The following is a 14,559-nucleotide window of genomic DNA, read 5'->3' on the forward strand; positions in this document are numbered from 1 at the left end:
GTGCCGATCCGGCCGGTCAGGATCAGTAGATGCTGAACGGGAAGTACTTGTCGTTGATCTTCTTGTAGGTGCCGTCAGCGACGATTTCCTTCAGCGCGGCGTTCAGCTTCTCGCGGATCGGGTCGCCTTTGCGTACAGCGATACCGATCTTGTCGCTTTCTTCCACCGGATCGCCCTTGAATTCGTAAGACTTGCCGGCGTCGCTTTTCAGCCACTCGTAGTTGACGTACTTGTCGGCGAGGATGGCGTCCAGGCGACCGGAAGTCAGGTCGAGGTAGGCGTTTTCCTGGGTGTCGTAGAGCTTGATGGTGATGTCGTCACCGAAGTTGTCTTCCAGGAAGGTGCCGGCCAGGGTCGCGCGCTGGGCGCCGATCACTTTGCCTTTCAGCGCAGCCTTGTCGGTCTTGAAGTCGACGTTTTTCGGCGCGATGAATTGCAGCTTGTTGGAGTAGTACGGGTCGGTGAAGTCCACCGCCTGCTTGCGCTCGTCGGTGATCGACATCGAGGAGATCAGGAAGTCGAACTTCTTGGCGTTCAGGGCCGGGATGATGCCGTCCCAGTCGGAAGTGACTACCGAGCACTCGGTTTTCATCTTGGCGCACAGGGCGTCGCCGATGTCCTTGTCGAAGCCGACCACGTTGCCGCTGGCGTCTTTGTTGTTGAACGGCGGGTAAGCCGCTTCGATGCCCATCTTCAGGGTCTCGGCCATGGCACCGGCGCTGAAGGCCAGGGTGACGGCGGCGGCCAGGAAGACCTTTTTGTAGTTCTGCATGCGGGTAGCTCCGTTAGCGGTTGCTGGACATGAATTGTTTGCAGCGCGCCGAAAGCGGGTTTTCGAACACCTGCTGTGGCGATCCTTGCTCTTCTACCAGGCCCTGGTGGAGGAACACCACTTCGCTGGAGACCTGACGGGCAAAGCCCATCTCGTGGGTCACGAGCAGCATGGTGCGGCCTTCTTCGGCCAATGCGCGGATGACATTAAGTACTTCCTGGACCATTTCCGGGTCAAGGGCGGAGGTGGGCTCGTCGAACAGGATCACCTTGGGCTGCATCGCCAGCGTGCGTGCGATCGCCGCGCGTTGTTGCTGGCCACCGGACAATTGTGCCGGGTAGGAATGGCGCTTGTCGGCGATGCCGACCTTGGCCAGCAGCGCTTCGGCGACTTCGATGGCTTCGGCCTTGCTCTGGCCGAGGACGCGACGCGGGGCTTCGATGATGTTGTCGAGCACGCTCATGTGCGGCCACAGATTAAAGTTTTGAAACACAAAACCAATCTCGGAGCGCAGGCGATTGATCTGCTTGCCATCGGCGGCAACCAGTTCGCCATTCTTGGCGGCCTTGAGTTTGAGTTCTTCCCCGGCGACCAGGATCTGGCCCTGATGCGGGTTTTCCAACAGGTTGATGCAACGCAGGAACGTGGACTTGCCGGAACCGGAGGAGCCCAGGATCGAGATCACGTCGCCGTCGCGGGCGGTCAACGAGATGCCTTTGAGCACCTCAAGCTGTCCGTAGCGTTTGTGCAAGTTGCGGATTTCAAGCGCGGGCGTGGCCTCAGCCATGTGCGTTCCTCATATATGTTGCGCTCCTGCTGTTGGTTGGCCTTCCTGGCGAGGCGGCCAAGCTAGCATAGCGTTTCAATGGCAGCCAACAGCGCTACGGGCGGTAAACGGATGGCGTGTGGCAGGTTGTCGCATCGGCACAGCAGACTGTCGCCCCATCAACAACCGAACGGGTGTTTGAACGTTGATTCCCGTGGGTGTCGCGTAAAAAAAGGCGCGATGTTGCCACCTTTGGCGGGGTGTTGGAAGCGCTATCCGGCCGAACGTTCCGGATTCGCCCTTTTATTGTGCATCCCACACTTTTTCCGTGTGTTTCTGGTGCGCCGAATCGTTTAGAAAGTGAGTCGCAGGGTAACGTTCTGGCGAATAGCCATTAATCTCAATGACTTGCGATGACTGTCCGGTCGCGCCCAAAACCGCGGGCCAGAAGACTTTGAAACATTTTGGCGCATTTATTGCGTGCAGAATCTGGAACGCCCCGTTGGTTTCTTTTTACGAGAAGGAAAACCAGACGGGACGGACTGAATCGCTTTCCTCGCAAAGGTAGTTTCAATGAGCAGTACCCAAAGCTCCAATGGCCTCGAACAGGGGCTCAAACCGCGTCATGTGACCATGCTGTCGATCGCCGGTGTGATCGGTGCAGGTCTGTTTGTCGGCTCCGGCCACGCAATCGCCGCCGCCGGTCCTGCCGTGCTGCTGGCCTACGCTGCCGCCGGCCTGTTGGTGGTGCTGGTGATGCGCATGCTCGGTGAAATGGCCGTTGCCTCGCCTGACACCGGCTCCTTTTCGACTTACGCCGACCGCGCCATCGGCCATTGGGCCGGTTTCACCATCGGCTGGCTATACTGGTGGTTCTGGGTTCTGGTGATCCCGCTGGAAGCCAACGCCGCTGCAACCATCCTGCACGCGTGGTTCCCGGGTGTGGAAATCTGGGCCTTTGCCTTGATCATCACCCTGCTGCTGACGGTGACCAACCTGTTCAGCGTGAAGAATTACGGTGAGTTCGAATTCTGGTTCGCCCTGCTCAAAGTCGTGGCGATCATTGGTTTCATCATTGTTGGCGTCATGGCGATTTTCGGCTTCCTGCCGAACAGCCAGGTCAGCGGTGTTTCGCATATTTTCGACACTCAGGGCTTCCTGCCGAACGGCATGGGCGCGGTCTTGGGCGCGATCCTCACCACCATGTTCTCCTTCATGGGCACCGAGATCGTGACCATCGCGGCTGCGGAATCGAAGAACCCTGGCAAGCAGATTTCCAAGGCCACCAACTCGGTGATCTGGCGGATCGGCTTGTTCTATCTCGTTTCGATTTTCATCGTTGTGGCACTGGTGCCGTGGAATGACCCGATGCTGGCAAGCCTCGGCTCCTACCAGACTGTGCTGGATCGCATGGGTATCCCGAACGCCAAGATGATCGTCGACATCGTGGTTCTGGTCGCTGTGACCAGCTGCCTGAACTCGGCCCTGTACACCTCTTCGCGCATGCTGTTCTCCCTGGGCAAGCGCGGTGATGCGCCGGCCATGGCGACCCGCACCAACAAGAGCGGCACCCCGTACTGGGCAGTCATGCTGTCCACCGGTGCAGCGTTCCTGTGCACCTTCGCCAACTACGTGGCTCCGGCGGCGGTGTTCGAGTTCCTGCTCGCCAGCTCCGGCGCCATCGCGCTGCTGGTGTACCTGGTGATCGCGTTCTCGCAACTGCGCATGCGTAAACAACGCATGGCTCGTGGCGAAAAAATCGTCTTCAGCATGTGGCTGTTCCCAGGCCTGACCTACGCCGTGATCGCTTTCATCATCGCGGCCCTGACCATCATGCTGTTCCAGGACGCCCACCGCGTGGAAATCCTCGCGACCGGCCTGCTGAGTCTGCTGGTGGTGGCTACCGGGTTTCTGGTGGCGCGTCGTCGCAAGCTGCAAAAGAATGGCGCGGTGGTGTTGAACTGATTCGTACCGCGTGATGCAAAAACGGCCGCTGTCAGCGATGACAAGCGGCCGTTTTTGTTTGTGCTTGCGGGTCAGTCGTTCTTGTCTTCCGATGCTTCCAGCGATTGCCGGTAGGTATCCAGCGCAGTCCCGAAGTCGGTGATGAACTGCGGCTCGCTCAGCCACGCCTGGGCGGTTTCGCGATCCATGCCATCGGCCCACATGCGGTAGTCGATCAGCATGTCGGCGGCCAGGTGGGTGGCGGCCATGGCTTCGTTTTCGGCGTTTTCCATGTCCAGCAGTTCCGGGTGATCGTTGATGATCCCGGACAGTTCGGACAGCAGGATTTGCAGCATGTCCTGGCGTGCGATGGCTTCGGCTTCGCGCATTTTGCTGAACATCGCCAGGGTGTATTCCGGGATCGGCTCGGCGAGGTGGCCGAGGTCATCGTCCAGGGCCAGGGGTTTGCGCCCGACCATGCGGATCTGCTTGGCTTTGGCCTTGGCGCGTTTGGCGCGTTTCTGTTGCTTGTTCAGGGATGCCATGGGAACTCAGTTCGATTGCTGTTGGGATTGCACGGCGATCGCGTCGGACGCTGCCACATAGTCTTTCTGGAAGTCCGCCGATTCGATCCACGCCAGGGCGCCGGCCTCGTCGGTCTCCTTCGACCACTGGCGATATTCGATCAGCGCGGCGAGGATGAAATCCATCGCGCCTTCTTCGCCTTCCTGCTCGTACACCAGCTCCAGCAGCGGGTCTTCGAGGAATGCGGTACACATCGCCTGCTGGCTGATTTTCTCGGCGTCGATCATTTTCTTGAACAGCTCGGTCAGGTCCACCGACTCGAAATCGATGCGGTCGTCGTTCGGGTCCAGCTCGACCGGCGCTTCGGCACGCTTGGTGCGGTTTTGCTTGGCCTTGGTCTTGGCCCGGGCGGCGCGTTTTTGCTGCTTGTTGGCGGAGGCCATGGGTGTTGTTCCGTGCTGCGTTAAAGGGTTTGGCTGCGCGGGACATGCCGCCCCGGTGTGTCGGGGGGCAGTTCGCCGGTTTGCAGCCAGGTCAGAGCGATGGGCCATAGTGTGGCTTGGTATGCGCTGCGAAAAAAGGCGAAATGTCCGACTTCTTTTTCGCCAATGTCCTGCGGCTCGATTCGCAGGTGGGTCTTTTGCGCATGGCTGAAGTAATCGAGCAGGCGTTCGATGGCGGCAATCGTGCCGTAGGGATCGTCGCTGATGCTGATCGCCAGGGCCTTTGCACGGACGTTGGCGAAGGGCAGGACACCGGTTTTTTCCATCAATGCGCGACCGCTTGGGCGCCGCTCGTAACGCGCGGCAGGCGTGCTCCAGTCGCGCACAACGCCTGTCGGCGTATCTTCAAGCCAGCCGAACCGCTTGCCGGGGAAGAAACCGCAGAACAGCGTGATCAAAGGCATCACAACATGCCATTTGCCGAACATGCGCCAGCGATGTTCGGCGGCGTAATCGCGCCAGTAAGCGAACTGCGCGCCGACCGTCAGCAGTCGCCGAATCAAATGCCCGGATGCGGCCAATCCTGCCGCACATCCGCCGAAGCTGTGGCCGACCACATCGATCGACTGGCCGGGAAATTCCCGTTGCGCACGGCTGAGCATCGCCTCGAAGTCCAGCGCGCCCCAATCGCTCCACGAGGCCTTGAGTCCCTTCATGACCGCCGGACGGGACTCACCGATGCCCCGGTAGTCGTAGGTGATCACATCGAAACCGTTGCCGAACAGATAAGCGGCGAAGCGCGAGTAATGACGACAGCGCACGGAAGTGGCGGCGTTGATGATCACCACCGGGCGTTGCGCGTCGGGCAGGGTGTGGCGCCAGGTGAAGCCGCCCAAGAGGTAGCCGTCGGCGGCGGGCTCTTCGAACGGCTCGCCGTGCATTTGCATCGCTGCCGTCGACGTCGGCTCAATCTCTTCCAGTGCAGACATGTTCTGAACACTCACGGGTTTCGAACGTTGCGGTAGCCAACGATAGTCTCGACGACGCCAGCGAACAATCGGCCGGTTCTACTCCGTGGATTGATTGAGCAGGCGATCCTCGATCAATGCCTGTTCTCGATTGAGTTCTGCGCGCAGTTCTCTCGGGGGCTGTTTTTCATTGCCTGAGTGTTGGTGGTGGCTTCCTCCGTTGCTGGCGTTTTATCTCGGCTCTGTAGCAGGCGCTCGTAGTGGAGGGTGAGGATCTGACGATCAAGGGCGCGGCTTGACCAGTTCTGGGTGGCGGCTTCGTTCATGTACCACTGGCGGGCCTTTTCGTTGTGGACGCCCAGCAATCGGCGATAGTGGGTCCAGCTCAATTCGGAACGCACTGCGTTCCAAATTGGGAACAGCTGAAAAAAACTTCGCATGTACCGCAGATTTCGGTCATCAAATCCTTTGCCGAACTTGACCGTTAGCTCCTTCGCCGGCAAGGCCAGCAATTGCTTGCCATACCCTGCACGCTGGGCGCCTTGCTGTTCGAACTCCACGATATGCCGGCCGATCTGCCAACTGGTCTGCACCTGGATGGTATCGACCGCACGCGGTGCCTTGTGTCGAGCTTCACGTATCAGATCGCCCCAGGTTATCCAGCCGTGAATTGATTTTCGGGTCTTGCGCGTCAACAGGTTCCAGCTGGCTCATCGGTATTCCATGTTGTGAGATGCGGAAGGTGAGCATGCCAACAGAGCATGGGGCGGCGATGTCGGGAGCTACCGATGGAACAGAAGGAAGACGGGATAGGGTTTGCAGGAAATCGTCAGCGAACGGAGTGTTTGATGTTTTGGTCTGTAGTCCATTTCGTACCTGTCCAAAGTCCCAATCAATCTAAAACCCACTGCGCCACACAAAATCTAAACAAGGGTAACGATTGGGTTCTGCGAGAACCCGGGAGTACCCATCATGAAACGCGTTCTTTCCATCGTGTTGCCCGTCGCCGCCGTTGCTGCGCTGATGTTCCCGCTGATGGCGCAGGCCACTAGCCTGGAGCCGATCGACAGCGCCGGCGTGCAAGTCCAGCAAGAGCAGCAAAACGGTATCCGCTACCTGTCCGGCGGCATCGGTCTGGATGAGTCCAGATCCATTCAGCAAACCGCCGGTTACAACCTGCACATGACCTTCGCCATTGGCGTAGATAACAAATACACCTCTGATGTCGATGTTGCGATTTCAAAGACTCAGGGTCAGAACGTTCTCAGTCTGAATCAGGCCGGCCCTCTGGTTTATGTGCAACTGCCGCCGGGCAAGTACGCGGTGACGGCGACCCGCAATGGCGTGACGCGGCATGACGTCGCCGATATCGGCGGTGGGGCGGCGCGCAATCTGGTGTTTCATTGGGATGGGGATCAATAGCGGCCGGTGCATTTGCCAGGGATGGCGAGATAAGCGGGTACAATCCCGCGCTTCATGTTTTGTGACGTAAGGAAGCGCGGGTTTGAAAGGGATTTTTCGTTTGGGTTTTGTTGTGGGCCTCGTGTTGCAGCTGGTCGGCTGCGGAACGCTTATCGGGCGTTTGAATGACGGTTTATCCGATGCCCGGTATTACCGAGGGGTGGATGGCAATCTTCACCTGCTGGGTCTGCGTGGAGGAGGCAGCGATGGCATGCCGGCAGCAATCATCTGTTACATGATGATTGTCTGCCCGGTCATCACCGTCGTATCCCTCCCAGTGGATGCCGCTCTGGACACGGTTCTGCTGCCTGTCGATTACGTCAATACACTTTAGGTTTTCTGCGCGTGGCGCTTGCGTTTTGGCGTGCGCGCGGGCTTTGCCACTTTGCGGTAGATCCACCGGCCGAATGCGGAAGTTGCCAGCAGAAACACGCTTGGAACCTGTTTCCTGTCCTGACGGCAAAGCGGTTATCGGGCATTGATGAACCGTGCTATCTCGCTCGCCAATTCCACCGCGCGCGGCGTGTTTTCCCGAAGCCACGTTGATACCCCGTGGTCGCACCCTGGCAGGACGATTTTTTTCAACTGATGGGGTGCCAGACTCTTTTCAATGGCTTCGATGACCTCGTATGGAATTGCGCTATTGATCTCGCGCGCGCCCATTTGCCGGGTTCCGGCAGACGTACCGGCGATCCCGCCAAACGCGGTTGACCGGAGGCCATCGTATTCGCCGATCACCAGCAACACCTCGCCGTCGAACGTGCGCAGGAACTCCAGCGATGGCGAGTCGAGAAAACCGTAGGGCACAGAAATGGCCTGTTTGAAGGATGGGCCAAAGGTTTGTTCCCAGGCCGCCTCTGCGTACAGGGCGGGACAGAACAGGATGATCCGTCGGACTGAAGCGCGATGAACTTGCGCCACTTTGAGCGCCAGTGCACCGCCCAGGCTGTGACCGATCACCGTGCCGAGTTCGGCACCGAGATGATCGGCAAACTGCAAGGCCTCCAGAAGGTTTCGCGCCAGCGAAGTGTTTTCAGGGACGATGTCGGCGCAGGGGTTGTGGCCGGAAAGATTGAAACTCAGGCTGGCAATCCCTTGCGCCTGCAAGGGATACAGGATCGCATTGAGTCGCGAATAGTCGGAACGGGCGCCATGGATGGTCAGCACCTTCGGCATTGATGTTTCCCCGCCGCGGCTTGCCAGTACGCGACCTTCAAGCTGGTAGCCGGCGAAGGTCTGCGAAAAGAAATACGCAGGGCCGGTTGGCGCCTCGTCGAACTGCAACCGGGACCGAAGTCGAGATGCGCCGGTCAACGCCAACCGATTGATCATAAGGCTGCCAGGGTGTGAATGACTGCAACACGCAATGGATTGGTCTCCACGCTCAGAAGTTTGATCGCCAATGCGCAGCAAACCACAATCAACATGGGTTTGATCAAGCGTGGGCCGACCCGGACAGCGGCTCTTGCGCCCAGTTGTGCGCCGAGGAAGGCTGCCAGTGCCATGGCAATCGCGATCGGCCAGATGATCACGCCTTTGGTGATGAAGACTGACAGCGATCCCAGGTTGCAAGAGGCGTTGGCCAGTTTGGTGAAGCTCATTGCCCGCATCATTCCAAGCCCGCAGAGCAGAACGAAACCGACGATAAAGAAAGAGCCGACACCGGGGCCGAATATGCCGTCGTAAAAGCCCAGGATCGGCGCCACGGTGAACGAGAAAAGCAGAATGCCGATTCTCTTGCGGCGATCCTCGTTGGCCAGTTTCGGCGAGAGCGCAAAGTAAATCGCCACCAGAATAAGCATGATGGGTACGCACACTTCCAGATAGCGTTTGTCGATGGAACTGACCAATAGCGCACCGCTGGCTCCACCCATGAATGCGCAGATAACCAGAAAGCGTCCTTCGCGCCATTCAATCATTCCTTTGCGAGCAAAGGTGACGGTTGCCGAAATAGTGGCCGATGCGGCCTGGAACTTGTTTGTGGCAATCGCACTGATCGGGTCGACACCGGCCAGAAACAAGGCAGGCAAAGTAATCAAACCGCCGCCGCCGGCAATTGCATCAAAAAAACCGGCGCAAAAAGCCACAAGCGCCAACATGCCAATTACATCCCAAGCCATTACAGTTTTCCTTTTATAGTTATTGGCCGGCCATCCACATGACCAGCCATTTCAACAGCCTTGCAGCGCAATCAATATCAGCCCTGTATCAGCAGCGGATCGTCTGAAATGACAATGGGGGATGAGAACTTCGACAATCCGAAGATGCGCACCAGCACGCGTCGGTTGTCCTTGATGACATCACGACAGTGCAAGGCACGGACGTTATTGATCACCATCGCCGACGCTTGCGTCAGCGTGTATTGAACCGGTGTTGCGTTACCTACGCTTTGGCAAAGATCTGCGTAAGCCGCTTTTACAAAGTCTGAGGCGTTGTCGTTGACCGAAAAACGGTACGAGTTGAATCGCGCGGCGAATCCGACTTTGTCATCGAACTCCAGAATCGAAACATTGCGACCATCCTCGCCCTTGCCGCTGACGAAGGAGTCGCTGCGGGTGAACTGGAAGTTGCCCGTTGTGAGCGCGAGGCATCCCGTGACGCCGATTTCGTCCAGCAGGGGCGGCAACGGAATCACCGAGGTCGGCTCCAGGCCTGGATTCCACAGGGCCGACAGGATCAGCGACGACGGGGAGGGCGAGTGCCCGTCTTTCGCGTTCACGGCGCACCAGTACGGAGCCTCGGTGTGCGGGCCGAGCGCAAGGCCGGAATGGGAGCTCAGCTCTTTGATTTCTGGTTCGTCATTGATTCTGGTCAGTCCGCCGCCCTTGAAGTTGGCGACAAGTCGGACCAGTTTGCCTTCGTTGTCCATGTCATAGGCAAAGGCGCTGTTATCCACCAGTTTCAACAGTATCTGATTACGTGCCGCCAGGCAAAGCACGTCGTAACGATCCTCCAGAGCGGCCAGGTCGGGAAGTTCATCCGGAGGGTTGCTGTCGGTGACTGTTTGCATTCCCTCAAAAATCAGCAGGGAAACCAGGCCGTCGGAGTAAGCGCCGAGAAGTTCGCACTGATCCTTTGAAAATGAAAACTTCAACTCAGTCGCCGCCAGCGAGGCTTTGGACTTGGCACCTGCGGCTTGTGGTCCGCCCATGACTGCCAATTCTTCGGAGAACTTATGCAGTAGCTCTGATTGTTGCGTATCAAAGCGGAAAGTTCTGACTTCCTGTTCAACAAAAGACGTAACGGTTTTATGGGTTTGTTGTATGGCTTCGGTCATTGTTTACATCCCTGTCGTATCCGCTCCCTTTGTATTTTTTGTGGGAGCTGTTGGCTGTTTCGATGATGCAATGCGTGCCGAGCGCACGCACAGATCCGGGCGTGGGCGAATTGATGCAGGTTTGGTTTTATCGGGAGGGCACAGGGGCGCTGTGACGCGACAGTTCAAAACAAGTGTTGGATGCCTTGTCAGTGTTTGCTGTCGCTTGTCTGACAGCGTTAAACAACAGCAGATGACCTGCGCTGAGGTCTTGTCCTCCATGACAAGTTTATGAGGGGCTGTGAGTTTTCCTGCTCACAGACGCAACTCTCCTGATGCCTGCAATAACCTCGGTAAAGTCCGATGGTTCGAAGGTGCGGAGTGCGTTATTTGGGTGGCGCGTTAAGTGCTGGTCATCAGGGCTGAAGTGCCCGACGAATTTTTTCGACAGTCATCAATGACCCGCCGGAAAAAGCTGGCTGAGCCTACCATCAAAATAATGGCCAGCAAAAGCACTGGAAGAGAGGGTGAGGGGTGGCTCATCAAATCCCGGGCATAAAAAAACCCTGAATCTTGCGATTCAGGGTTTTCGGTATTTGGTGCCCAGAGACGGAATCGAACCGCCGACACGGGGATTTTCAATCCCCTGCTCTACCGACTGAGCTATCTGGGCAACGGGGCGCATTAAAAGCGTTTTTCAGGGTTCCGTCAACGAATTTTTTAAAATTTCTTAAATTAATTCCGTCGCTTACGATCCGACCCCCGATTTTGCGGGTTTACTCTGCAGGCGGAACGTAGCCTTCGGCCTGGGCGTATTCCTCGCCGGAGAAGAACTTGTCCATTTCGCCCTGAATGAATTTGCGGTCTTCGGCGTTCATCATGTTCAGGCGTTTTTCGTTGATCAGCAGGGTCTGGTGTTTCTGCCAGTCGGCCCAGGCCTTGGCGGAGACGTGTTCGAAGATGTCCTGTCCCTTGGGACCCGGGTACGGAGGACGCTCCAGGCCTTCGAGTTGTTCTTTGTATTTGCGGCACATTACGGTACGGGTCATGACGACACTCCTGCATTCAATACGGCGGCCGCGCGTTCGAGCAAGGTCTTGACCGGGGCGGCGAGGCCCAGGCGCGGCGGGGTGGCGAGGTTATACCAGAGCCAGTCGGCCTCGGCCATGTGATGGCCGGCCTCCTGCACCTGAACCAGCCAGGGTTCGATGGACAACTGGAAATGGCTGAACGTGTGGACAAGGCTCGGCAGCGCCTGCTGCTCGCCCAGCTCCAGCGAGTGCTGCGCGGCAAGGTGTTGCAGGTCGTCGAGGTCGTCGAGTTCCGGCAGGCTCCACAAACCGCCCCAGAGGCCGGTGGACGGGCGACGATAAAGCAGGATCGCGCCATCCTCGTTGGCCAGCAGCGGCATCAGCGTGCGCTTCTGCGGGATAGCCTTGCGCGGCTTGGGAATCGGGTAGCGGGTTTCCTGGCCGAGCATGTGCGCTTCGCAGCCCTTTTCCAGCGGGCACAGCAGGCAGCTCGGCTTGCTGCGGGTGCAGAGCGTGGCGCCGAGATCCATCATTGCCTGGGTGTAGGCGTTGACCCGGTCATGGGGTGTGAAGCGTTCGGCGTTGGCCCATAGCTGTCTGGCGACCTTCGGCTCACCGGGGTAGCCCTCTTGCGCGGTAAAGCGCGCCAGCACCCGTTTGACGTTGCCGTCGAGGATCGGCGCGCGCAGGCCCATGCTGATACTGGCGATCGCTCCGGCGGTGGACAGGCCGATCCCCGGCAAGTCCGTGAGCTTCTCGACATCGCGTGGAAATTCGCCGCCGTACTGGCTGACGACGATCTTCGCGGTCTTCTGCAAATTGCGCGCGCGGGTGTAGTAACCCAGGCCCGTCCACAGGTGCAGTACTTCGTCCTCCGGCGCTTCGGCCAGCGCTTCGACTGTCGGCAGCGCGGCCATGAAACGGTCGAAATAGTTGAGCACGGTGCTGACCTGAGTCTGCTGCAACATGATCTCCGAGACCCACACCCGATACGGGTTGATGCCCTGCTGCCAGGGCAAATCGTGGCGGCCATGGCGGTCGAACCATTCCAGCACCGCCGTGGAAAACTGCTCCGCTCTCATCGTTTGAACAGACCTTTCAATGCGTTTTTCAATTCCGGGCTGACCTTGTCGCCCAGTTTTTCGTCGATTTTTTCACTGAGCTTGTCGCCAGCCATTTTGGTCGCGACCTGGCCGAGACGTTCGTTATCCACCCGGCAGGCTTTGGCGCCCAGTTCCAGCGGGCCACGGCAGCGCAGCGGCCACTCGATGCCGACGAATTTCTCGCCGACCTGGCAGGCCGGATCCGGCATGGCGCTGGTGTCGCCTTCGACAATGATGCCGACGCGATAGTCCATGCCCAGCACCCGCAGGTCGATGTCGCCATCGCCGTTGACGGTCATGCCGGGGATGCGCACTTTCAGATCCGGGTTGCTGGCCACGCCGTTACGGAAGGTCAGGTTGCCCTTGAGTTCCTGGAAGGGGGTGTCCTTGCCGCGCGGTTCGCCGCTCAGGGTTTTGCGGTTGAGGGTGGCGATGCCTTTGCACAGTTGCTGTTCAAGGTTGGCGTTGAGCAGCACGCCGTTGTTGATCACGAAACTGGCATTGCCGTTGAGGCTGTCGATCAGTGCCTGCTGGCTGTTGCCGCTACCGGTGACGGTACTGGTGAGGTTGACCAGGCCCTTGACCGGCGGGTTCTTGCCCTGGCTTTCGAGGATTTTTTCCACCGGCACTCGGTTGATCCGGGTTTGCAGGTTCAGCACCGGTGCGGTCGGACGCACGTCGAGGGTGCCCTTGGCTTCGAAGTCGCCGTTGTACAGCTCGCCGCGCAGGTTCTCCAGGGTCAGCAGGCCGCCCTGGCCGCTGGCCTTGAGCGCGGCGTTCTGGATCGGCAGTTTGTCGAGGGTCAACTGGCCGAAGGTCAGGTCGGCGTTCACATCGAGTTTGCTCAGACGCTCCACCGGCAGCAGGCGCTCGGTGCTCCAGGCACTTTTGCTCGGTTTTTCCGGCAACGGCGTGCTGCCGGCGCCGGCCATGGCATCGGCTTCGGTGCTGGCGACTTCGGCCTGACGTACTTGCGCGGCGCTGCTGGCCTGGGCGGATTTCGGCGGCAGGTAGCGGTCGACGTTGAAGGTGTCGGCCTTGAGGATCGCGCGCAGCGATTGTTTGGCGAAGTCGTCGACGGCGATGCGGCCGCTGAAGCTGCTGTCGTCGAGTTTCAGGTTGATGTTGTCGAACGCCACGCTGGTCGGCGTCGCCGCGATACGGCTGACCAGTTCGACCTTGCTCAGGCTGCCTTCGGCCATGGCCGGCAGAGTCTGGCCGATGCTGTCGACGAATTTCGCCAGGTCGAATTGAGCGATCGAAATAGCGCCGTTGATCTGTGGGGTCTTGTCCAGATCGTTGACCTTCAGCTCACCCAGGGCGCGCAGCTGGTTGGCGGAAATCTTGATGCCGGTCCACTCGGCCACGTTGGCCGCCTTGTCCAGCAGCAACTGGCCCTGGGCGGAAAAAGTCATGGTCTTGCCTTGCAGCGGATCGCCGGCCACTTCGCCGCTGAGTTTCAGATCCTCGAACTTGTAACGTTGCACCGCACGTTCGAAACGCAGCTCGCCATTGAGTTCGGTGCGCACCCGTAGCACCGGCTGATTGGTGCCGAGGAACGCGGTGGCTTTCACCGGGATGTTGGTCGAATCGTGAACCGGGCCGGTGCTCAGCTGGATGCTTTCGGCGCTGAATTGCTTGCCGGTCAGCTCGTCGTTGTACTCCACGCGTGCGTTGTTGACGGTCAGGCTGTCGATGTCGAGGCGGATCGGCTGGGCCGGTTTCTCCACGGGCGGGGCGGGAGCCGGGGCTGGCTCACCGGCAACCACGGGCGGCGTGCTTCCGGCCGGCGCCGGCACCTTGCCGATGTCTTCCCAGTTGCCGTGACCGTTCTTGTCGCGGTTCAGACGCAGGTTCAGGCCTTCGACGCGCACGTCGCTCATCTGCACTTCGCGGCGCAGCAGCGGCAGCACGCGCACGGACAGGCCGAGCATCTGCAGGTCGGCGAACGGTTCGGCAGGCTTGGCCAGGGTCGCGACGCTGGCTTCGTGCAATTCCAGGCCGAGCCACGGGAACAGGCTCCAGCCGATATCGCCATTGAGCGTCAGCTCGATGTGGGCCTTGTCGCGGGCAATCTGGCGAATCTCGTCTTTGTAGTCGTTGGGGTCAAACAGGTGGGTCAGGGCAAAGCCCAGCGCCACGATGACCAGCAACAGCCCGAGAAGCACCAGACCCAGGATTTTGCCGAACGCTTTCATGGGCGAGTCCTTGTAGTTAGTCGAATTCGTAATTTAGCCGGGGAGTATAGCGCTGCATGACTGTCCCCTGCTGCGGCTTGCGCTGAGGCCTG

14 protein-coding genes, 1 tRNA gene and 1 pseudogene are annotated in these 14,559 nt (G+C 59.0%); 3 read left to right on the plus strand and 13 right to left on the minus strand.

Annotated features, from left to right (window positions below):
• Positions 1-22 precede the first annotated feature (22 nt).
• Together KVQ74_RS14865 and KVQ74_RS14870 are read right to left on the minus strand one after the other, a co-directional pair.
• Positions 23-772, minus strand: coding sequence for an ABC transporter substrate-binding protein (locus tag KVQ74_RS14865; RefSeq protein ID WP_217831829.1), 750 nt, complete (start codon positions 770-772; stop codon positions 23-25).
• Positions 773-785: 13 nt separating this feature from the next.
• Positions 786-1,559 (minus strand): ABC transporter ATP-binding protein, encoded by a 774-nt coding sequence (locus KVQ74_RS14870; protein WP_217831830.1) that lies wholly within the window; start codon positions 1,557-1,559, stop codon positions 786-788.
• A gap of 552 nt (positions 1,560-2,111) precedes the next feature.
• Between KVQ74_RS14870 and gabP the strand changes: the two genes are divergently transcribed.
• Positions 2,112-3,503: a GABA permease gene (gene gabP / locus KVQ74_RS14875; RefSeq protein ID WP_217831831.1), complete on the plus strand. Its 1,392-nt coding sequence runs from the start codon at positions 2,112-2,114 to the stop codon at positions 3,501-3,503.
• 71 nt (positions 3,504-3,574) lie between these two features.
• On the opposite strand, the gene KVQ74_RS14880 is transcribed toward gabP, so the two are convergent.
• From KVQ74_RS14880 to KVQ74_RS14895, 4 genes and pseudogenes are all read right to left on the minus strand, one after another.
• Positions 3,575-4,027 (minus strand): hypothetical protein, encoded by a 453-nt coding sequence (locus tag KVQ74_RS14880; protein WP_217831832.1) that lies wholly within the window; start codon positions 4,025-4,027, stop codon positions 3,575-3,577.
• A gap of 6 nt (positions 4,028-4,033) precedes the next feature.
• The gene (locus KVQ74_RS14885; protein WP_217831833.1) at positions 4,034-4,450 is read right to left on the minus strand and encodes a hypothetical protein; all 417 of its coding nucleotides are present in this window, start codon (positions 4,448-4,450) and stop codon (positions 4,034-4,036) included.
• 20 nt (positions 4,451-4,470) lie between these two features.
• Positions 4,471-5,439, minus strand: coding sequence for an alpha/beta hydrolase family protein (locus KVQ74_RS14890; protein WP_217831834.1), 969 nt, complete (start codon positions 5,437-5,439; stop codon positions 4,471-4,473).
• Positions 5,440-5,588: 149 nt separating this feature from the next.
• Positions 5,589-6,132: pseudogene (locus tag KVQ74_RS14895) on the minus strand (DUF1016 N-terminal domain-containing protein); the annotation flags it as partial.
• A 258-nt stretch (positions 6,133-6,390) separates the two neighbouring features.
• Here KVQ74_RS14895 and KVQ74_RS14900 point away from each other — a divergent pair.
• Positions 6,391-6,840 carry a carboxypeptidase regulatory-like domain-containing protein gene (locus KVQ74_RS14900; protein WP_217831835.1) on the plus strand — a complete coding sequence of 150 codons (450 nt, stop codon included), beginning with the start codon at positions 6,391-6,393 and terminating at the stop codon, positions 6,838-6,840.
• An 82-nt stretch (positions 6,841-6,922) separates the two neighbouring features.
• Entirely contained in the window at positions 6,923-7,213 is a 291-nt protein-coding gene (locus KVQ74_RS14905; protein ID WP_217831836.1) for a YceK/YidQ family lipoprotein, read from the plus strand.
• A gap of 134 nt (positions 7,214-7,347) precedes the next feature.
• On the opposite strand, the gene KVQ74_RS14910 is transcribed toward KVQ74_RS14905, so the two are convergent.
• From KVQ74_RS14910 to KVQ74_RS14940, 7 genes are all read right to left on the minus strand, one after another.
• Positions 7,348-8,211, minus strand: coding sequence for an alpha/beta hydrolase (locus tag KVQ74_RS14910; RefSeq protein ID WP_217831837.1), 864 nt, complete (start codon positions 8,209-8,211; stop codon positions 7,348-7,350).
• Positions 8,208-8,999, minus strand: a complete 792-nt coding sequence (locus KVQ74_RS14915) for a TSUP family transporter (RefSeq protein ID WP_217831838.1) — start codon at positions 8,997-8,999, stop codon at positions 8,208-8,210. Before KVQ74_RS14915 ends, KVQ74_RS14910 begins: the two co-directional genes overlap by 4 nt.
• A gap of 77 nt (positions 9,000-9,076) precedes the next feature.
• A complete protein-coding gene (locus KVQ74_RS14920) occupies positions 9,077-10,156 on the minus strand; it encodes a hypothetical protein (RefSeq protein ID WP_217831839.1) in 1,080 nt (359 codons plus the stop codon).
• Positions 10,157-10,732: 576 nt separating this feature from the next.
• Positions 10,733-10,808, minus strand: a tRNA-Phe gene (locus KVQ74_RS14925).
• Positions 10,809-10,911: 103 nt separating this feature from the next.
• On the minus strand, positions 10,912-11,184 hold the full coding sequence (locus tag KVQ74_RS14930) for an oxidative damage protection protein (RefSeq protein WP_217831840.1): 273 nt from the start codon (positions 11,182-11,184) through the stop codon (positions 10,912-10,914).
• On the minus strand, positions 11,181-12,248 hold the full coding sequence (gene mutY / locus KVQ74_RS14935; RefSeq protein ID WP_217831841.1) for an A/G-specific adenine glycosylase: 1,068 nt from the start codon (positions 12,246-12,248) through the stop codon (positions 11,181-11,183). Before mutY ends, KVQ74_RS14930 begins: the two co-directional genes overlap by 4 nt.
• Positions 12,245-14,467, minus strand: a complete 2,223-nt coding sequence (locus KVQ74_RS14940) for an AsmA family protein (protein ID WP_217831842.1) — start codon at positions 14,465-14,467, stop codon at positions 12,245-12,247. The genes mutY and KVQ74_RS14940 overlap by 4 nt, the downstream gene beginning before the upstream one ends.
• Between the last annotated feature and the right edge of the window lie 92 nt (positions 14,468-14,559).

This window comes from Pseudomonas botevensis (assembly GCF_019145475.1).
GTDB classification, from domain to species: Bacteria; Pseudomonadota; Gammaproteobacteria; order Pseudomonadales; family Pseudomonadaceae; genus Aquipseudomonas; species Aquipseudomonas botevensis.